An 18,731-nucleotide genomic window follows, 5' to 3' on the forward strand; every position below is an offset into this window, starting at 1 on the left:
AAAATGCTTGGGGAACTAGAAAATTTATTTTTTACGGTTCAGGACTTTAAATTCTTCGTAGCAATTGCTAATGGCATCCAGTATTTGCAGGTCGTTTGCAGTTGTAATAAACGATTTGGAATAATTGCAATTGGTAAGGATGTCTTGAATGTCGACCTTTTCGATTTGGAGCAGTTCCATTAGGACTTCCCTATCGAATTTTGTGGCAAGAAGGTCCCTAATTTCATCCTCTTTTTTTATTTTCCGAAGTTTTCGCATTTGGTTGGGCTGCTTCCCAAAGAGGTTACGTAACAGATCCGCTGGGTTCAGAATCGCTCCGAGCACCTTGGTAACGGCACTAGGGCTCTTGCTGCCCGCTTCATACCCTACCGAAAGGCCCGATATGCTATATTGGTACGAGTCGTTCAAAGGAAGGTTTTTGATGTCTATTTCCAAATAGCCCGTAAGTTGATAAGGGGTGACAATAACTTCTTCGAGGGCGTAGGCCAGCTCGGTGAGCGATATTTTGGTGTCCTTGAACTTGAACATATCATTGGTTACCCTTACTTTCTGCGATTTAAAACCTAAAAATGAAAAGTATAGGGTGTCGTTTACTTTTGCCGATATGGCAAACGCACCATCTTCGTTGGTTATGGTACCGACCACCTCGTTCAAATTAATGATATGCACACTTTCAAGGGGAGCATCGGTCTGCGCGTTGATGACAACGGCCTTTATTTCCTTTAGGGGAGCCGAGGTATCGTCATCTTGACTAAAAACTATAAAAGGGAGGATTATGAAAATCCATTTGAGGTATTTGGCCATGCGTTCGTTATCCAGAGGTAAAAGTACTAAACATAACCAAAAAATACGCCGAAGCGTATTTTTTAGTGAAGAATTAACATTGCCGATTAGCTCGGGCTTCCAATGGGAAATGGTGCCGTTTTAAAAGAAATCGCTCCGTCGGGTACTCCTTCTTTTACCGGAATGTACGGCATTGCCGCGTTTTTCTTTTCGATCTCCCCGTTTTTTTCCTTGAAATCCTTTATCCCTTCGTCTCCCCTTATTTTTACCGCCGCGTTGACCGCCACCGGGACTTTTGGAAACTTCAACGTTTACAAACCGCCCCTTTACCTTGAAATCGGTAAAGGTTTCCAGAATACGGTCGGTAACATCGGCCTCGGTATTGAAAAACGAAAAACTGTCCTTTACATCTACTTTAAACAAATCGTCCCTTCCCAAACCGGCCGTGTCGCGGATAAAATCTTTTAGGGACATCCAATCATAACCGTCCTTTTCGCCTACATTGATGAAGTAGCGTACCGCCCCATTGGAATTGTAGCTATCCCGTCCGCGACCGTCGCTTCTGCTATCGTTGGCGCCAGAGGTATTCAAGTCTTTGGACTTACTATAGTAACTGGAGAATCGGCCAAACTCAACGGAAACCATTTTTTTGATGAGTTCGTCACGATCGACACCTTGCAATACATCGTAAATAGCGGGTAAATATTCCTCTACTTCGGAGTCTACCGGTGTATTTTTGATTTTACTGGCAAGATGGTATAATTGTATTTCACAGATTTCGGCGCCCGAAGGTATTTTCTTCGTCAAGAACTCTTGATTGATTTTGCGTTCGATCGCCTTTATTTTTCGGAGTTCGCTTCTGGTGACAATGACCATCGATATTCCCGATTTTCCCGCTCTTCCCGTACGACCACTTCGGTGGGTATAGGTTTCGATCTCGTCCGGCAATTGGTAGTTGATTACGTGTGTAATGTCGTCCACATCGATACCACGTGCCGCTACATCGGTAGCGACGAGCATTTGGATCTGTTTTTTCCGAAAAGAGCTCATGACCAGGTCTCGCTGATTCTGACTGAGGTCACCGTGAAGCGCCCCCGCGTTGTAACCGTCCTCAATAAGGTTTTCGGCAACCTTTTGGGTGTCTCTTTTGGTCCTACAGAAAACCACCGAAAAAATATCGGGATGGGCATCCGCCAATCGTTTTAATGCGGGGTAGCGATCTCTACCGCCTACTACGTAATATTCGTGCTGCACGGTGGATGCTCCGGAATTTTTGGTGCCTACAGTGATTTCTTGGGGACTGTGCATGAACTTTTTGGCAATGACCGATACCTCTTTTGGCATGGTAGCTGAAAAGAGCCAAGTCGATTTTTCCGAGGGCGTGTTGGAAAGAATGTCCTTAATGTCCTCATAGAACCCCATGTTCAACATTTCATCGGCCTCGTCCAAAATACAGTAGTCGATTTTGGAGATGTTGACCAGTCCACGACCGATCATGTCTTTCATACGACCGGGAGTGGCCACTACGATCTGTGCGCCCCTCTTGATCTGTCGTGCCTGTTCGGTAATACTGGCGCCACCGTAAATGGCCACCACGTTTACGCTTTTTTCGTATTTGGAATAGGATTTTAACTCATTGGTGATCTGCAAGCAGAGTTCACGGGTAGGGGATAGGATGAGCCCTTGTGTGGTGCGGCTAGCCGTATCTATTTTTTGAATAAGCGGAAAACCGAACGCTGCGGTCTTACCGGTACCGGTTTGGGCCAAGGCTACCAAATCGATTTCATCTTCCAATAAAAGGGGGATTGCTTTTTCCTGTACTTCGGAAGGGGTTTCGAACCCCATGTCGGCAACGGCATCCAATAAGGATTGCTGAAGGCCTAATGCTTCAAATTTTGTCATAATGTGTTATTCGTTAATCGCTAATAGGTGTGTTGCATAGAGCGATTATCTATCATAACCCATTGGACTCCTCGCAACACCTGCCATACCGGCGGCTTAGATTAAAGCGGCAAAGGTACTGCTAATTATTAACATAGTGTGCCCGGTACCCGATTGTCGAAAAAGTGGGTCGTTCAAAGGTATCATATGATAGTGCCCCTGGCCTGAAATAAGGTTTCCGGAGCTAATACCATTTTAACTTTGAAATAGCACTAATAAATCGTTTCTTTTTCAGCTGTTCTTCGTTAAGAAATATAACCGTAGCTAAGGCTATGCTTAGATCCCCGGTCAAGCCGGGGACAGGCTTTTTGCCTCGAACAACTGAAAAAATAATTCAATTTCTATACGCGCGATTTCAAAGTTAAAATGGTATAAGTATTGTGGCGCTTGCCGTAAAAAGAGGTGTCGTGGAGAACTGGTCCGGGTCATCCGACGGTTTTTAAAAATTCCAATAGCGCTTTTATGGCCTTTCCCCTATGGCCGATTTCGTTTTTTACGGAAAGTGGAAGCTCGGCAAAGGTTTTGGTGTATCCTTCCGGCCTAAAAATAGGATCGTAGCCAAAACCTTTGGTTCCCTTTTTTTCCAGCGTTATTTCTCCTTTAACAACTCCTTTGAAGGTATGGAGCTCCTCTTTCAACCGAAGGGCAATGACCGTTTGAAACGCCGCAGAGCGATCGCTTACGTCCTTTAAATTGCGTAAAAGTAACTCCATGTTGTCCTCCGCGCTCTTTTGCGTTCCGGCATAGCGTGCGGAATATACGCCCGGTGCCCCGTTTAAACTGTTTACGAGCAATCCGGTATCGTCGGCAAAACAGGACATGCCGTAGGTGTTGGCCACATGATCGGCTTTTAACCGTGCGTTCGCTTCAAGTGTCGTTCCGGTTTCGGCAATGTCTTCATTACATCCGATAGCGGTCAATGATAAAAGGGAAATCGAGGCGGGAAGCAATTTTTCAACTTCTTGAAGTTTGTTGGTGTTGTGAGTGGCGAAAACGAGTTGCATAAGGGTAAAAGTAGTAATTTTATCAAATGAAATTGAAAATACCGCCACTGCTGGTCTTGCTCATTTTTATAGGGGCGATGTACGTACTCGATAGGTTTTTGCCCGTTGGCGATTTTGATTTTTTTGGGAGTACTATTCTAATTTATGGTCTACTCGGACTTTCTGGTGTCATAGGTGCGGTAGCTTTATGGCATTTTTTTAGGGCAAGGACCACCATTGACCCAAGAACACCTTCGAAGGCTTCGGAACTGGTGACGAACGGGCTATATGCGTATACCCGTAACCCGATGTATTTGTCGTTTTTATTGATTCTTTTGGCTTGGGGCCTTTGGTTGGGCAATGCTTTTAATACACTGCTGGCCGCTGGTTTTGTAGGCTATATGAACCGGTTTCAAATACTACCGGAGGAAGAGGCCCTGTCCCGATTGTTCGGAAAAGAGTACCAACGGTATTGTATTGCCGTACGGAGATGGTTCTAAAACCTAGCTAAAAATTATAAGCCTTTTGACTTATAATAACCACTTATAAGCTTTTCGACTTATAATTGCTGTTTATTAGCATTTTTGCTTATAAATGTATAAATTAGCGCTTTGGCTTATATTTATGATAGCAATTATAACGGGCGACATCGTTAATTCCGAAGATTATGTTTCATCGGAATGGTTGGAAGTCCTCAAAAAAAGTTTTTCCAAATGGGGGGAAACCCCTAGTGATTGGGAGGTGTATCGCGGCGATGAGTTTCAGCTCCGTGTATCGGTGGCCCATGCACTGGAAGTAGCGATTACCATAAAGGCGTTGATGAAAACGTTCAAAGAATTGGATGTACGAATAGGAATCGGTTTGGGGGACGAAACCTTTGTGGGGGCCAGTGTAAGCGAATCGAACGGGTCTGCCTATCAACGTTCGGGAAGAACCTTTGAGTCGTTAAAAACTCAAAAACGAAACCTTGCCATAGCCACGGGAAACCCGGCCTATGATCGTACCTTTAAATTGGTATTGGGGCTTGCCCTTGATTTTATGGACGATTGGAGCATTGTTTCGGCAGAAATTGTTGCCTTGGCATTAGAAAGACCCGAAGCTTCACAAATGGAGATTGCGGGACTGCTGGACATTCAGCAATCTGCGGTGAGCCAAAGACAAAAACGTGCGCGTTTGGATCTTGTTTTAGAACTTTTGGAGTATTACCGGACCACAGTAAAAGAATTGATGTAATGACCTTATTCTTAAAAATCTTCCTTGCACACCTTATCGTAGACTTTTTGCTACAGCCCGATCGATGGGTACGCCATAAAGAAATGCACAAGGCCAAGTCAAAATACCTATACCTTCATGTTGCCTTACATTTTGTGGTAACCATGCTATTGCTTTGGGATTTTTCGTATTGGGGGCTTGCCTTGATCATAACCGTATCACACTATTTTATCGACCTATTGAAACTGTACGCCACACCCTTGTTCAAACACGCGAATATTCCGTTTTTTATCGACCAATTACTGCATATATTGGTGCTTTACTGTTGTGCGTTCTATGGGGGACTTTGGGAACATACCGGCACCTTTTTTCGTCAATTGGATTGGGGCATGGTATCGGGCATCGTTTTTTTAAGTTTTCCAGCGGCAATCATAATGGGAAAATTATTGGAACGCATGTCCGCCCAAATCGCATTGGATCACGATTCGCTGCCCAATGCGGGGAAATATATCGGTATTATTGAACGTCTTTTTGTTTTTCTGTTCATTTTATTGGGAAAATGGGCGGCGATCGGGCTATTGATTACTGCCAAATCCGTTTTTCGCTTCAACGATTTAAAAGAAAGCAATAACCGAAAGCTGACCGAGTATATTCTGATCGGGACCTTGCTCAGTTTCGGTATGGCCATGTTGACCGGACTCCTTTACGTGTACGTTTGATTTCATCCGATTTACGGATTTTTCAATTTTAGTCTGCGATTACTACGAAATTAATATCAAAATTACCCAGATTGGTGATAGGGATAACTTTTGATAAGATTCTCCCGATTGCACCCGAATTAATTTTTACATTTACTTTTTTCAACCTGAAAATGGATGCATTTGTCCTTTGGGTTTGAAAGTGAAAAGAAATAAAATGATAAGCGAAGTGGCACGTAAATACGTTTTCGATTTTGACAGCACGCTCACACGGGTAGAAGCACTCGATGTTTTGGCGGAAATGACCCTAGAGGGAAAGGCAAATAAGGATGAAGTGGTAGCCGAGATCCAGCGCATTACCAATTTGGGTATCGATGGGGATATCTCCTTTACCGAATCCTTGGAAAAGCGGATCCAGTTGTTAAAAGCGAACAAATCCGATTTGGAGGCCCTGGTGGCGGAACTGCGGTTGAAAATTTCCAAGTCCATCGAATCCAATAAGGAATTTTTTGAAAAGTATGCAGATGATATCTATGTTATTTCCTGTGGTTTTAAAGAGTTTATCGATCCCATTGTAGAGGCGTATAATATTCCTTCCGATCGGGTATATGCCAATACCTTTGAATTTGACGAAGCGGGAAATATTATCGGTTTTGACGAAGCCAACCCACTGGCATCCCATAACGGTAAAATCGAATGTCTGAAACGATTGGATCTGGATGGTGAAGTACAGGTCATCGGCGATGGATATAGCGATTATGTGATGCGGGAAGCGGGAATTGCGGATACCTTTTTTGCTTATACCGAAAATGTACACCGTGAAAAAGCGGCCAACAATGCCGATTATGTAGCGCCAAGTTTGGACGAGTTTTTGTTCGTAAACGATCTGCCCCGAAATATTTCGTATCCAAAAAACAGGATTAAAATTTTGCTTTTGGAGAATGTGCATTCCGCAGCCTTTAAAAACCTTTCCGAAGATGGTTTCTCTGTTGAATTGGTTACCCATAGTCTGCCCGAAGAAGAGTTGATCGAAAAAATTAAGGGTGTTCACGTCTTAGGTATTCGATCAAAGACCCAGGTCACGAAAAAGGTGTTGGACGCCGCCAATAAGTTAATGGTAGTAGGTGCCTTTTGTATCGGTACCACACAGATCGATTTGAACTATTGCAAACAAAAAGGGGTAGTGGTTTTCAATGCGCCCTATAGCAATACCCGTTCGGTGGTAGAATTGGCCATCGGGCAAATAATAATGCTCATGCGCAGTATTTTTCCAAGAAGTACCGAAATACACCAAGGGCAGTGGCAAAAAACGGCTGTTGGATCTAGGGAGGTACGGGGTAAAAACCTCGGTATTGTCGGGTATGGAAATATAGGAAAGCAACTTTCCGTATTGGCCGAAGCGGTAGGAATGCGAGTGTATTATTACGATGTAAACGACAAGCTCGCCTTAGGAAATGCCGTGAAGTGCAGTACACTGGAAGACCTTTTGAACGTGTCCGATGTAGTTACCCTACATATCGATGACAATAAGGCGAACAAAAATTTTATCGGCGAACGGGAAATCAATCAAATGAAGAACGGTGCCCATCTGGTCAATCTTTCCAGAGGTTTTGTAGTCGATATCGATGCGTTGGCCGCCGCTTTGGCGTCGGGAAAACTTGCCGGAGCCGCCGTAGACGTATATCCGGAAGAGCCAAGGGCGAATGGCGATTTTATCACAAAATTGCAAGGGTTGCCCAATGTTATTTTAACCCCTCATATTGGCGGTAGTACCGAAGAAGCGCAACGTGATATCGCTGATTTTGTGCCCAATAAAATTATGGGATATATCAATTCGGGAGATACCGTAGATGCGGTGAATTTCCCGAACATCCGTTTGCCAAAGCAATCCAACTCACACCGGTTTTTACACATCCATAAAAACGTTCCAGGGGTCATGGCGCGCATTAACGAAGTGCTGGCCACTTATAAAATGAACATTACGGGGCAATATCTTTCTACTGATAATGAGGTCGGGTATGTGATCAGTGATTTGGATAAGGAATACAATAAAGATGTGATCAAGGCACTGAAAAAGGTAGACCACACCATTAAATTTAGGGTACTCTATTAACGTTTTGCTTCCATAAGATTAAAATGGGATGTACATGCACCTTATCTATGGTGATAGGGCTCGTTCCGCAGTATGGTAAAGGCCCGATAACACTGTTCTACGATAAAAAGCCGTATCATTTGATGGGAAAATGTCATTTTTGAAAGGCTTATTTTTTCCTGTGCACGCTGGTAGAGGCTCGGACTAAATCCGTACGGACCACCGATCAAAAGAACCAATTTTTTGTGGCCGGCGTTCATTTTTTTCTGAAGATAATCGGAAAATCCAACTGAAGTTAATTCTTTTCCCTTTTCGTCCAACAATACCACAATGTCGGATTTGGTGATGTGTTTTAAGAACAGTTCCCCTTCCTTTTCTTTTTGCTGGGCTTCGGACAGGTTTTTGGTGTTTTTTATGTCGAGCAAGATGGACAAACGAAAATTCACATAATGGCCCAAGCGATTTTTATAATCTGCAATGAGCTTTTGTAGTTCGGGGCTGTCGGTTTTTCCGATCGCGATGAGTTCCAGTGTCATGCCGCAAAAGTAATACCATTTTAACTTTGGGGAAGCCTTTGATAGGTGTTTGTTGTGCATGACCAAGGGCAAAGTGAATTCGGTAGGCTCTGGAAGTTGCAAATGGCGGCCCGAGAACTTCAAATGCCTTTGATTTCTTTGGTCGTCTGCGTATTTTGATCAAAGAAGCGATAACATTTTACTATTTTAGCACAGCCCAATACACCGATAATGATTTCAGAAGAACAATTTCAAAAAGAAGTAACCGGAATAATAGCAAATGCAATCCGTGAAGATGTCGGGGATGGTGACCATAGTTCTCTTGCTTGCATTCCAAAAACGGCCGAAGGCAAGGCCAAATTGTTGGTGAAGGACAATGGTATAATCGCTGGTATCGCTTTTGCCGAACAAGTATTCCATTATGTGGACCCCGACATGCGTATCGAGGTTTTGCTGGAAGATGGTAGCCCCGTCAAATATGGTGATTTGGCCTTTTATGTTACTGGAAGATCACAAAGCATCCTTAAGGCGGAACGTTTGGTATTGAATGCCATGCAGCGTATGAGCGCCATCGCCACCAAAACGGCATCTTTTGTACAGCTTTTGGAAGGAACCAAGACCAAGATATTGGACACCCGGAAAACAACGCCGGGCCTCCGTGCTTTGGAGAAATGGGCCGTGAAGATCGGTGGTGGGGAGAACCATCGTTTCGCGCTCTATGATATGATCATGTTAAAGGACAACCATATCGATTTTGCAGGAGGTATTTCAAAGGCGATAGCCTTGACGCACGATTATTTGAAAGACACCGGTCGCGATCTAAAAATTATAGTTGAAGCCCGTAATTTGGACGAAGTTTCCCAAATTCTTGACGCCAAACCCATATACCGCATTCTTTTGGACAATTTCAGTTATGAAGACACCCGTAAGGCGGTTGCGATGATCGGGGATATCTGCCTTACCGAATCTTCCGGAAACATTAATGAAAAAACGATACGCGATTACGCCGAATGCGGAGTGGATTATATTTCTTCGGGAGCGCTTACCCATTCGGTTTACAATATGGACCTGAGCCTTAAAGCGGTTTAAATGGCTATCGATATTGAAAAGCGACTCTCAAAAATACCGGTGATCAACTGGTTGTTGCGATTGCTAAAAAGTATTAAACTTCCAGGGTTCGAAGGCCTCTCTATTTATGATCTCTCCGAAATGTACATACGTGGTATCGTGCAGGGAGCCTTGTCCACTAGGGCGAGTTCCATTGCGTTCAGCTTGTTTATGGCCATTTTTCCGTTATTGATCTTTATGATTACCCTCGTTCCGTTTTTGGTATCCTACCTCAGTTTTGGAAATGCAAATTTTGATACCGAATTTCTTTCTTTTTTAGAATCCTTCCTTCCGAACGCTACTGGAGAGTACTTTGGTGAAATTTATCAGCAGATCAAAAACCAAAAAAGGGGCGGACTGTTGTCTTCTTCCTTTTTGATCTCTATTTTTTTAATCGCCAATGGGGTAAATGCCATTTTCGGGGGTTTTGAAACATCATACCACGTAAATCTTACCCGTAATTTTTTCAGGCAATACCTGTATGCCCTCATGGTGGGGCTTATCCTATCGGTATTGATCATTGTTGGTTTTGTTGCCTTTGTGTATATCGAGGTATATGTATTGGGTTATTTAAAGGAATTTGCGGAACGCACCAGTGGTAGCATTTTGGATGATGAGGATGTGATCGGTGTACAGATCGCAAAATTTGTATTCTTTATCATCTTATCCTATTTGACCACGGCCATTTTATATTATTTTGGAACGGCCGAAGGAAAACAGGCGCGGTTTTTTTCTGCCGGGGCCTTAATGACCACGATACTATTCTTTCTAACCTCGTATCTTTTTGGGGTTTATGTAGAAAAATTCGCCCGATATAACGAACTCTATGGGGCCTTGGGCGGATTATTGATATTAATGGTATATATCTGGTTAAATTCAAATATCTTGCTGCTCGGATTTGAATTGAACGCCTCCCTCAATTGGCTTCGAAAAAACTACCCAAAAGATGAAATTATCTAAAATACTAGCAACCTTTGTGGTCACTTTAATGGTGTCCTGTGCCTACGGTCAAACGGTTTTCGGTAAATGGAAGACCATAGACGACCGAACCGGAAAACCTAAAGCGATTATTGATATCTATGAAAAAGAGGGTGCAATGTACGGTAAAGTGGTCAAAATTTTGGAAAAGGGGAAAGAGAACTCCGTATGCAGCAAATGTGATGGAGATTTAAAGGACAAGCCCGTTGTGGGGATGACCATTATCAAAAATGCAAAAGAAAAAGAGAAAGGCGTATACAAAGGCGATACCCTTTTTGATCCCGAACAGGCCATGACGTTCCGTTGTAAAATATGGCTTAACCCCGACAATTCGGATGAATTAAAGGTACGTGGTTATTTGGCGTTCATATACCGTACCCAAACTTGGAAACGGGTAAAAGGCTAGTACAATACCCCTCATGCAACACTATATCGACGTCATCTTGCCCATTCCGCTGGAACAATTGTTCACCTATAGCGTTACCGATGAGGAGGCCGATTTTTTACGACCGGGAATGCGGGTAGCCGTCCCATTCGGAAAATCCAAGTTGTATACCGCTTTGGTATATAAAGTACATACCACTGCGCCCACCGTTTACGAGCCTAAGGAAATTTATGAATTGCTGGACGAGGTGCCCATAGTGAACGACGTTCAGTTGCGGCATTGGCATTGGATCGCCTCCTACTACATGTGTACCATAGGGGAGGTATTGCGAAGTGCATTGCCGAGCGCCTTGCTTTTGGAAAGTGAAACCCTAATCTTAAAAAACAAAACGGCAACGGTTTCCGAAGATACCCTCAAGGACGATGAGTTTTTGGTGTTTGAAGCGCTGCAGCACCAAGAAGTGCTAAAAGTTCAGGAGGTAAGCGCAATTTTAGATCGTAAGCATATTTTACCCGTATTGCATCGGCTGCTGGACAAGAAAGTAATCTTGCTCCAGGAGGTATTGAACGAACAGTACAAACCAAAATTAGTGCGCTATGTGCGTTTGGCGGGCCGCTATCGTTCCGATGAAGAATTGGAGGCCTTATTAAAATCGTTGTCCCGGGCACCGAAACAAAGTCAGGTGGTACTCTCGGTATTTCAACTTCAGGGCAGCACGGAAAAACCAATCAAAATCGACGAACTGGAGATGGCAAGTGGGGCTTCACGGGCCATTATCAAATCCTTGGTAGAAAAAACGATATTGGAGGAATACCATATCCGTACCGATCGCGTAACCTATGAAGGTGCCGCTACATCGGCAATTAAAGCGCTGAATGAACAACAACGGCAGGCCCTGACCGATATACGCGGGGCGTTCGATGCTAACAAAGTCTGTTTACTCCATGGCGTAACCTCCTCCGGAAAAACGGAAGTCTATGTAAAACTGATCGAAGCGTGTATCGCAAAGGGGAATCAGGTATTGTATCTATTGCCCGAAATTGCACTGACCACTCAGCTTATTACAAGGCTGCAGGACTATTTTGGCGAAAAGGTGGCGGTGTACCATTCCAAATACAGCGCACAGGAGCGGGTAGAAGCTTGGAACAATGTGTTGGGGGAAAAGGCAAAAGCACAGATCGTCATTGGCGCAAGATCCTCTTTATTGTTGCCATTTTCAAGGTTGGGCCTTATTTTGGTAGATGAAGAACATGAGGGTTCCTTTAAGCAATTTGATCCGGCACCGCGTTACCATGCCCGGGACGCCGCCATTGTTCTCGGTAAGCTTCACGGCGCCGATGTACTTTTAGGTTCTGCAACACCTAGTATCGAAACCTATCATAACGCAAAAACCGGAAAATACGGATATGCAAAAATGGACCGGCGTTTCGGAAACGTATTGATGCCCGATATTGAATTGGTCGATATTAAGGAGCAGGCCCGAAAACGAAAGATGAAAGGTCATTTTTCCGAAAGGCTCTTACAGGAAATGCAGGAAGCCTTGGACTTGGGAGAACAGATCATTCTATTCCAGAACAGGCGCGGATATGCCCCTATTTTAGAGTGCACCACCTGTGGACATTCCCCGCAATGCCCGAATTGTGATGTAAGCCTTACTTACCATCAGTATAAAAAACAATTGCGTTGTCATTATTGCGGACATCATAAGGCGCTGCCACAGGCTTGTGAAGCATGTGGAAATGCTACTTTGGATACCAAAGGTTTCGGTACCGAACAAGTAGCCTTCGAGTTGCAGACGCTTTTTCCGCAGGCCCGTACCAGCAGAATGGATTTGGATACCACCAGGGGCAAACATGCCTATGAAAAGATCATTACGGCATTTGAACAGCAAGAAATGGATATTTTGGTTGGGACGCAGATGCTGACCAAAGGGCTCGATTTTCGAAATGTAGGCCTAGTAGGTATTATGAATGCCGATGCTTTGCTCAACTTTCCCGATTACCGCGCCCATGAGCGCTGTTTTCAACTGCTGACCCAAGTTTCGGGTAGGGCAGGGCGTACCAAAAAACGGGGAAAAGTGATCGTGCAGACCTACAATCCCTACCATCAGATACTAAAACAGGTTTCTACCAATGATTATCAGGGCATGTTCGATGAGCAACTTTATGAACGGGAACAATTTCAGTATCCGCCATCAAACCGGATCATTAAGATTACTTTTAAGCATAAGGAATACAATCGGGTCAACGAGGCCTCCGATTGGTTTGCCAAAGGACTGCGCAACGGGCTCGGCGGCAATGTTCTGGGGCCGGAATTTCCCCCGGTGGCCCGAATTCGAAATCAATATTTAAAACACATCTTGATCAAGATTCCCAATACTTCTGGGCCGCTACCAAAATTAAAAAAAGGCATAAAACGATTGGAACGCTCTTTTAATGCCATTTCCCAATACCGCAGTGTACGGGTTATTTATAATGTTGACCACATTTAATACCATTTCATAGTTAAAACGGTATCACACCATTACGGAAGTATCGAGGTGCGAGGTTTCCCGTTGCCTACCGAATACCTAGGGCAATGTATCCATGTTGGTATCTTTTACGGCACAAAAAAACCGTTATCACAAATACTTGAGCAATAACGGTTTGTGTACGCTACGGGCTTGGCACTCAAACGTTGCTGAGGGCTTCCGCCAATTCCGTTTTTTTGTTTCTGCTCAAAGGAATGGAGCGTCCGCTTACTTCTACATTTTTACTGTTGAATTTTTCTATCTTTTCCAAGTTGACAATGTAGGATTTATGGATGCGAAGAAACTTATCTTCCGGCAATTGTTTTTCAAAAGACTTCATCGTAGATAAAATAACGATGTTGGCTTCATCGGTAACCAGTTTAATGTAGTCGCCGAGCGCTTCTATCCATTTGATTTCATTTAGGATTACTTTTCGCTTCTTAAGATTGCTCTTAACAAAAATATGCTCCTCGTCTTCCGTTACCTTGTTCATCTGTTCGAACTTGGCAATGGCGCGTCGTACGGATGCGTCGAACCGGGCCATAGTAATCGGTTTGTGTAGGTAGTCGGTTACATCGTAATCGAACGCTTTTAAAGCGTAATCAGGTTTTCCGGTAATTAAAATTACCTGTGGACTGTTTTCTAAGGACTCGAGTAGGTCGAATCCGCTGATGATGGGCATTTCTACATCAAGAAAAATTAGATCGATTTCATTGTTTCTGATGCCATTTTTGGCCTCGATCGCGTTGCTGTACTCTGCCACCATAGCTAAGTTCGGGTGATTGTTCACCAGCTTCGCGACGGCCATCCGCTGCATGGACGAATCGTCTACGATAATACTTCTTAATTTCATAAATGGGTAGATTTGTGGGGTTAAATCATTGGTAAAGTACTGAAAAACAACATACACCGCAACTGGGACTGTTTGCGATACGGATGTTTTTAGGTAAATCACCGCTGACCATAGGTTAAGATTTGGTTAAGTTCGATTTATGATTCTATTGATGGTATAACGAAGAAAATCCCGTTTTCTTGTGAATACTGACAAATATTCCTATTTTTGCACTCCTAAAAAAATATATAATTATGAACCATTACGAAACTGTTTTCATTTTGAATCCCGTTCTATCTGATGTTCAGATAGAGGAAACAGTTAAGAAATTTGAAAATTTCTTAATTAAGAATGGTGCTAAAATTGTCGCCAAAGAGAATTGGGGACTTAAAAAATTAGCATATCCCATTCAACACAAAAAAAGTGGCTTTTACCACTTGTTCGAATTTGCCGGTCCCGGTGAGGTTGTTGGTCCTTATGAGCAAGAATTCAGAAGGGACGAACGCGTTATGCGGTTCTTGACGGTAAAATTGGATAAACACGCCGTCGCGTGGGCAGAAAAAAGAAGAACAAGGTTAAAAACAAAAGCATAAGGAATGGCATCGATAGAACAACAAGCAAAAGGAAAAAAAGATGGGGAAATCAGATATCTGACCCCGCTTAATATTGAAACCAACACCAAGAAGAAGTACTGTCGTTTCAAGAAGTCCGGTATCAAGTACATCGATTACAAGGATGCCGATTTTTTAATGAAACTGGTCAATGAACAAGGAAAATTACTTCCAAGAAGACTGACCGGTACTTCCTTAAAGTATCAAAGAAAAGTGGCTCAAGCCGTGAAAAGGGCGCGTCACATAGCCTTAATGCCCTATGTTGGCGATTTACTAAAATAAAGACAGAGTCAAATGGAATTGATATTAAAACAAGACGTAGAACATTTGGGTTTCAAAGATGATGTGGTAACGGTAAAGAACGGTTATGGACGGAATTTTTTGATTCCACGGGGAATGGCGGCAATTGCCACTCCTTCTGCCAAAAAAGTTTTGGCGGAAAATTTGAGACAACGCGCTCATAAAGAAAAAAAGGTTGTCGACGCGGCGAACAAAACGGCAGAGGCCCTAAAAACCTTGGAAGTGAAAATTGCTTCCAAAACGGGTTCTGGCGATAAATTGTTCGGATCGGTAACCAACATCGATTTGGCAGCGGCCCTCGGTAAAGAAGGTCATGAAATCGATAAAAAATTCATCACCATTCAAGGTGGTAGTGTAAAGCGTGTCGGACCTTACAATGCTAAGGTAAGATTGCATAGGGATGTTGTTGTAGATTTGGCTTTTGAAGTAATCGCCGAAAAGTAATACATACCATTACATTGTGAATAAGTTGTAGAGAGCTATGCATGCATAGCTCTTTTTTTATGTTTAATTTGCGCCCTCTTTTAAAATAAACGAATCAAGAACATGATGAAAAAACTGATATTACTGCTTGTTTTGGGAGTTGGTACGCTAGCTATGGCACAAACCACGACCTCTAAAATCAAAGGACAACTTTTGGACGATCAGGAGGCACCTTTGTTCGGCGCGAACATCGTTGCGGTCCACACACCGACGGGAACCAAATATGGTGCGATAACCAATGAAGATGGTCGTTTTAACCTTTTGAACCTCAGAGTAGGTGGCCCATATGAGATTACCGTATCCTATATCGGTTTTCAGACGTTGACGCGTAACGACGTTTTTTTAAATTTAGGACAGACTTTTAATCTGGATGCCCAGCTTGTTGCGGAAAGCCAAGCGCTTGACGAAGTGGTGGTGGTATCAGATCAAGGGGGAACCTTCGGTGGGGACCGTACCGGGGCGGAAACAAGTGTTGGACGAAGGGAATTGACCCGTTTGCCCACCATTTCCAGATCGACCAACGATTTTACCCGACTCGAGCCAACGGCAAGTGGTGGCAGTTTTGGTGGTAGAAACGATCAATACAATAATTTCTCCTTGGATGGGGCCATTTTTAACAACCCTTTTGGTTTGGATGCAGCGCAACCCGGTGGGCAAACAAATGCTACACCGATATCTATAGACGCCATTGACCAGATTCAGGTATCCACGGCACCTTACGACGTTACCCAGGCCGGTTTTACCGGTGCTTCGGTAAACGCGGTGACCAAGAGTGGAACAAACGAATTTTATGGTACGGTATACGGCTTCTTTCGTAACGATGACCTGACCGGAGGAAAAATAGACGGGGACGATGTGTTCAAGACCGGTCTGGAGCAAACCCAGTATGGCGTTAGTATTGGCGGGCCTATAGTAAAGGACAAACTGTTCTTTTTTATGAATTTTGAAAAAGACGAGCTTACCGAGTTGGGTACAGACGGTTTTGTACCCAATAGGGGAAGTGGAACCATTAATGAGTCACGGGTGACCGCTGCCGATTTTGAATTGGTCGATAATTTGCTCCGTCAAGTCGTAATTGGTCAAGATGGGCAAGGAAATGATATTTTTTATAATCCAGGTAGATATGAGGGATTCAATTTTGATCAAGAATCTACAAAAGGTATTTTCAAGTTGGATTGGAATATCAACGATAACAATAGGTTGGCACTTATTTATAATTTTTTGAACGCTTCAAAAGGAAAACCGGCAAACAGAAATGCGATTGCCTTTCGAGGGCCCAATATTCAAACCCTACAATTCGAAAATGCGGGATACGAAATTAACAACAATATCAATTCGGTTCAGTTGGAGCTGAACTCGACCCTCTCTTCAGAAGCGACCAATAAGCTTCAAGTAGGATACACCCATTTCGACGATTTTAGAAATCCGTTCTCGACACCTGCACCGAGTATTACCATATTGGATGCATCAGGTTCTTCCAATTATATCATTGCGGGCCATGAGCCCTTTTCCATCAATAACAGGTTGGATCAAAAGGTATTTCAGATTACGGACAATCTTAATATTTTTAAAGGAAACCATACCTATACCATTGGATTTTCATTTGAGAAGTTTCAGTTTGATAATTCATTTAATCTAGGGGCCTATGGTGCCCAAGGTGTCTTTTTTCCGACAACCACGATTACCGATTTTCCCGATTTTGCAAGTTCCGGGGCGTTGCAAGCTGCATTTGACGACGCTATTGGTGCTAGCAACAGTTTAGAGGCCAATGGAACCGGAAATCCCGGTGGCTGGTCTTTGGCAGAAACCAATGTCGGACAAATGTCATTTTACGTCCAAGATGAATGGGATGCTACGGAAAATTTTAAATTGACGTATGGGGTTAGGGTGGATAGGCCACTTTATTTTGATACACGAGAAAAGATTCGGGAAAATATCGAGCGCAAAGGTGGGGCCAACGGAACCTACATTCCTTCCATAGAATATTTTAATCCGGATACGGATGCTTCCATATTATTGGATTCGGAGCGTCTTCCGAGTACAAAATGGCTCGTATCTCCCCGAGTTGGTTTCAATTGGGATATCCAAGGGGATAAAACACTTCAGTTACGGGGTGGGTCCGGACTGTTCACCGGTCGTTTTCCTTTCGTATGGTTGGGCAACCAAGTACAGGGTGTTGACTTTTTCTTTTACCAATTGGTCGATCCTGATTTCCAATGGCCACAGGTTTGGAGAACCAACCTGGGCTTGGATAAAAAACTGGAAAATGGGTTGATCCTTACCGCCGACCTTTCTTATACAAAAGATTTAAATGCGGCGCATGTGCAGAACTGGGGACTAAGTTCCCCGTCCGAAAGTTTGAACGGTGTCGACAATCGTGCGGTATACTCAAACGACGATAAATCCCAGATTTTTGGTGGACCGACAAATGCCTATGTATTTACCAATTCGGACCAGGGGCGTATTGTCAATGCGGCGTTCAAAGCGCAAAAAACATGGAACAACGGGCTTTATGCACAATTGGCCTACAGTTACCTTAATGCAAAAGAAGTTAATTCCGTAGATGCTGAAATTACTGGCGACGCCTTCGCGGGAAATGCCGTGGTCGGTAATGCCAACAATGATGTTCTTGCCTTCTCTCGATATGGGGATACCCACCGGTTTATTGGAGTGCTGTCCAAAGTGTTTCAAAAGACGGGAACAACGGTTTCCACATTTTTCGAATATGCACAGGGAGGACGTTACAATTATATCTATGGAGGAGATATTAACAATGATGGTTCAAGTATCAACGACCTACTTTACATTCCTACAGAAAGCGAAATTGGTCAGATGACCTTTAGCGGGGCAGGGCAGGCCGAGGCATTCGAAGCGTTTATCCAACAAGACGATTACCTTAACGATCGAAGGGGCGAATATGCCGAGCGCTATGGTGCCGTAGCTCCATGGAGAGGAAGATGGGACGTTAAAGTGCTACAGGACATTAAGGTGAACGATAAAAATAAATTTCAGCTGAGTATCGATGTATTGAATTTCGGAAACCTGATCAGTTCAAAATGGGGACTGGTACAGGAGCAGGCGTTTGATCAAGTATTGGGGGTCAGTGTAGACGATGCCAACAATCCTACCTATAGTTTTGATACCAATCGAACGGATACCTTTACATTCAATACCAGTGCGCTCTCACGATGGACCGCGCAAGTAGGTGTTCGATATATTTTTAACTAGGGCGTGTTAACACAAAATAGGTATCTTTGTTAAATGGAATTGACGGATACCCAATTTGAAACGATCAGCTCTCA

General features: G+C 43.6%; 17 protein-coding genes. 12 read left to right on the forward strand and 5 right to left on the reverse strand.

The features are described 5' to 3' along the window. Positions 1-24 precede the first annotated feature (24 nt). From ACRD7P_RS10020 to ACRD7P_RS10030, 3 genes are all read right to left on the reverse strand, one after another. The gene (locus tag ACRD7P_RS10020) at positions 25-804 is read right to left on the reverse strand and encodes a carboxypeptidase-like regulatory domain-containing protein (RefSeq protein WP_430907421.1); all 780 of its coding nucleotides are present in this window, start codon (positions 802-804) and stop codon (positions 25-27) included. 120 nt (positions 805-924) lie between these two features. Then, positions 925-2,685 carry a DEAD/DEAH box helicase gene (locus ACRD7P_RS10025; protein ID WP_430907422.1) on the reverse strand — a complete coding sequence of 587 codons (1,761 nt, stop codon included), beginning with the start codon at positions 2,683-2,685 and terminating at the stop codon, positions 925-927. Between the two features lie 464 nt (positions 2,686-3,149). After that, the gene (locus ACRD7P_RS10030; protein WP_430907423.1) at positions 3,150-3,728 is read right to left on the reverse strand and encodes a non-canonical purine NTP diphosphatase; all 579 of its coding nucleotides are present in this window, start codon (positions 3,726-3,728) and stop codon (positions 3,150-3,152) included. A gap of 26 nt (positions 3,729-3,754) precedes the next feature. Here ACRD7P_RS10030 and ACRD7P_RS10035 point away from each other — a divergent pair, with 26 nt between their 5' ends. The 4 genes from ACRD7P_RS10035 (at position 3,755) to serA (ending at position 7,730) form a co-directional block, all read left to right on the forward strand. After that, the gene (locus ACRD7P_RS10035) at positions 3,755-4,207 is read left to right on the forward strand and encodes a methyltransferase family protein (RefSeq protein WP_430907424.1); all 453 of its coding nucleotides are present in this window, start codon (positions 3,755-3,757) and stop codon (positions 4,205-4,207) included. Between the two features lie 124 nt (positions 4,208-4,331). Then, positions 4,332-4,940, forward strand: coding sequence for a SatD family protein (locus tag ACRD7P_RS10040; RefSeq protein ID WP_430907425.1), 609 nt, complete (start codon positions 4,332-4,334; stop codon positions 4,938-4,940). Then, positions 4,940-5,638, forward strand: a complete 699-nt coding sequence (locus tag ACRD7P_RS10045; protein ID WP_430907426.1) for a DUF3307 domain-containing protein — start codon at positions 4,940-4,942, stop codon at positions 5,636-5,638. Before ACRD7P_RS10040 ends, ACRD7P_RS10045 begins: the two co-directional genes overlap by 1 nt. 196 nt (positions 5,639-5,834) lie before the next feature. Then, positions 5,835-7,730 carry a phosphoglycerate dehydrogenase gene (gene serA / locus ACRD7P_RS10050; RefSeq protein ID WP_430907427.1) on the forward strand — a complete coding sequence of 632 codons (1,896 nt, stop codon included), beginning with the start codon at positions 5,835-5,837 and terminating at the stop codon, positions 7,728-7,730. A gap of 41 nt (positions 7,731-7,771) precedes the next feature. On the opposite strand, the gene rlmH is transcribed toward serA, so the two are convergent. Then, positions 7,772-8,245 (reverse strand): 23S rRNA (pseudouridine(1915)-N(3))-methyltransferase RlmH, encoded by a 474-nt coding sequence (gene rlmH, locus ACRD7P_RS10055; RefSeq protein WP_430907443.1) that lies wholly within the window; start codon positions 8,243-8,245, stop codon positions 7,772-7,774. A 210-nt stretch (positions 8,246-8,455) separates the two neighbouring features. On the opposite strand from rlmH, the gene nadC reads away from it, so the two are divergent. Genes nadC through priA form a run of 4 tightly spaced genes read left to right on the forward strand, consistent with a single transcriptional unit; the run spans position 8,456 to position 13,185 of the window. Next, entirely contained in the window at positions 8,456-9,313 is an 858-nt protein-coding gene (gene nadC, locus ACRD7P_RS10060) for a carboxylating nicotinate-nucleotide diphosphorylase (protein WP_430907428.1), read from the forward strand. Further along, the gene (locus tag ACRD7P_RS10065) at positions 9,314-10,291 is read left to right on the forward strand and encodes a YihY/virulence factor BrkB family protein (protein ID WP_430907429.1); all 978 of its coding nucleotides are present in this window, start codon (positions 9,314-9,316) and stop codon (positions 10,289-10,291) included. Continuing rightward, entirely contained in the window at positions 10,278-10,715 is a 438-nt protein-coding gene (locus ACRD7P_RS10070) for a DUF2147 domain-containing protein (RefSeq protein WP_430907430.1), read from the forward strand. Before ACRD7P_RS10065 ends, ACRD7P_RS10070 begins: the two co-directional genes overlap by 14 nt. Before the next feature lie 13 nt (positions 10,716-10,728). Continuing rightward, a complete protein-coding gene (priA, locus tag ACRD7P_RS10075) occupies positions 10,729-13,185 on the forward strand; it encodes a replication restart helicase PriA (protein ID WP_430907431.1) in 2,457 nt (818 codons plus the stop codon). A gap of 178 nt (positions 13,186-13,363) precedes the next feature. On the opposite strand, the gene ACRD7P_RS10080 is transcribed toward priA, so the two are convergent. After that, positions 13,364-14,056: a LytR/AlgR family response regulator transcription factor gene (locus ACRD7P_RS10080; protein ID WP_430907432.1), complete on the reverse strand. Its 693-nt coding sequence runs from the start codon at positions 14,054-14,056 to the stop codon at positions 13,364-13,366. A gap of 233 nt (positions 14,057-14,289) precedes the next feature. Here ACRD7P_RS10080 and rpsF point away from each other — a divergent pair, with 233 nt between their 5' ends. The 4 genes from rpsF to ACRD7P_RS10100 all read left to right on the forward strand — a co-directional run bounded on the left by rpsF (position 14,290) and on the right by ACRD7P_RS10100 (position 18,657). After that, the gene (rpsF, locus tag ACRD7P_RS10085; protein WP_430907434.1) at positions 14,290-14,628 is read left to right on the forward strand and encodes a 30S ribosomal protein S6; all 339 of its coding nucleotides are present in this window, start codon (positions 14,290-14,292) and stop codon (positions 14,626-14,628) included. A 3-nt stretch (positions 14,629-14,631) separates the two neighbouring features. Continuing rightward, the gene (gene rpsR, locus ACRD7P_RS10090) at positions 14,632-14,928 is read left to right on the forward strand and encodes a 30S ribosomal protein S18 (RefSeq protein ID WP_430907436.1); all 297 of its coding nucleotides are present in this window, start codon (positions 14,632-14,634) and stop codon (positions 14,926-14,928) included. A 12-nt stretch (positions 14,929-14,940) separates the two neighbouring features. Next, positions 14,941-15,390: a 50S ribosomal protein L9 gene (rplI, locus tag ACRD7P_RS10095; RefSeq protein ID WP_430907437.1), complete on the forward strand. Its 450-nt coding sequence runs from the start codon at positions 14,941-14,943 to the stop codon at positions 15,388-15,390. Positions 15,391-15,492: 102 nt separating this feature from the next. Beyond that, positions 15,493-18,657 carry a TonB-dependent receptor gene (locus tag ACRD7P_RS10100; RefSeq protein WP_430907438.1) on the forward strand — a complete coding sequence of 1,055 codons (3,165 nt, stop codon included), beginning with the start codon at positions 15,493-15,495 and terminating at the stop codon, positions 18,655-18,657. The last annotated feature ends 74 nt before the right edge of the window (positions 18,658-18,731 follow it).

Origin of the sequence: Maribacter sp. 2-571, assembly GCF_050589625.1 — a bacterium.
Taxonomy (GTDB): Bacteria; Bacteroidota; Bacteroidia; order Flavobacteriales; family Flavobacteriaceae; genus Pelagihabitans.

Bases quoted from the DNA above. Each gene is read 5' to 3' on its own strand.
- ACRD7P_RS10020 (WP_430907421.1), bottom strand. From the start codon at position 804: ATGGCCAAATACCTCAAATGGATTTTCATAATCCTCCCTTTTATAGTT.
- ACRD7P_RS10025 (WP_430907422.1), bottom strand. From the start codon at position 2,685: ATGACAAAATTTGAAGCATTAGGCCTTCAGCAATCCTTATTGGATGCC.
- ACRD7P_RS10030 (WP_430907423.1), bottom strand. From the start codon at position 3,728: ATGCAACTCGTTTTCGCCACTCACAACACCAACAAACTTCAAGAAGTT.
- ACRD7P_RS10035 (WP_430907424.1), top strand. From the start codon at position 3,755: ATGAAATTGAAAATACCGCCACTGCTGGTCTTGCTCATTTTTATAGGG.
- ACRD7P_RS10040 (WP_430907425.1), top strand. From the start codon at position 4,332: ATGATAGCAATTATAACGGGCGACATCGTTAATTCCGAAGATTATGTT.
- ACRD7P_RS10045 (WP_430907426.1), top strand. From the start codon at position 4,940: ATGACCTTATTCTTAAAAATCTTCCTTGCACACCTTATCGTAGACTTT.
- serA (WP_430907427.1), top strand. From the start codon at position 5,835: ATGATAAGCGAAGTGGCACGTAAATACGTTTTCGATTTTGACAGCACG.
- rlmH (WP_430907443.1), bottom strand. From the start codon at position 8,245: ATGACACTGGAACTCATCGCGATCGGAAAAACCGACAGCCCCGAACTA.
- nadC (WP_430907428.1), top strand. From the start codon at position 8,456: ATGATTTCAGAAGAACAATTTCAAAAAGAAGTAACCGGAATAATAGCA.
- ACRD7P_RS10065 (WP_430907429.1), top strand. From the start codon at position 9,314: ATGGCTATCGATATTGAAAAGCGACTCTCAAAAATACCGGTGATCAAC.
- ACRD7P_RS10070 (WP_430907430.1), top strand. From the start codon at position 10,278: ATGAAATTATCTAAAATACTAGCAACCTTTGTGGTCACTTTAATGGTG.
- priA (WP_430907431.1), top strand. From the start codon at position 10,729: ATGCAACACTATATCGACGTCATCTTGCCCATTCCGCTGGAACAATTG.
- ACRD7P_RS10080 (WP_430907432.1), bottom strand. From the start codon at position 14,056: ATGAAATTAAGAAGTATTATCGTAGACGATTCGTCCATGCAGCGGATG.
- rpsF (WP_430907434.1), top strand. From the start codon at position 14,290: ATGAACCATTACGAAACTGTTTTCATTTTGAATCCCGTTCTATCTGAT.
- rpsR (WP_430907436.1), top strand. From the start codon at position 14,632: ATGGCATCGATAGAACAACAAGCAAAAGGAAAAAAAGATGGGGAAATC.
- rplI (WP_430907437.1), top strand. From the start codon at position 14,941: ATGGAATTGATATTAAAACAAGACGTAGAACATTTGGGTTTCAAAGAT.
- ACRD7P_RS10100 (WP_430907438.1), top strand. From the start codon at position 15,493: ATGATGAAAAAACTGATATTACTGCTTGTTTTGGGAGTTGGTACGCTA.